This window comes from Pseudomonas sp. 2995-1 (assembly GCF_002742505.1).
Taxonomy (GTDB): domain Bacteria; phylum Pseudomonadota; class Gammaproteobacteria; order Pseudomonadales; family Pseudomonadaceae; genus Aquipseudomonas; species Aquipseudomonas sivasensis.
On the sequence record NZ_LJSA01000275.1, the window covers coordinates 1 to 232 of the forward strand.

Below are 232 nucleotides of genomic sequence, written 5' to 3' on the forward strand. Positions count from 1 at the left end.
ATACACACACTTGGCGAAAATTTAGTTAGATTAGTTAGGTGACGAATGGAGCAAAAAATACTGCCATGATAATTGTAAATGCACTGATCGCTACTGCAGTGTAACCAAGTCCTTTGTGACCTCGATTAATTGTCATGAACCCTAATACAAGACCAGCACCAGCGAGAATAATCGGTAAGAAGAACAAGGATACAATGGAAAGGGCAACAGCCAATGTCCCCATCCCTTTTCC

The 232-nt window shown here is 41.4% G+C and carries 1 pseudogene; it reads right to left on the reverse strand.

What is annotated here, in order from left to right:
• Positions 1 to 34: 34 nt before the first annotated feature.
• A pseudogene (locus tag AOA61_RS31795) lies at positions 35 to 232 on the reverse strand (DUF308 domain-containing protein); the annotation flags it as partial.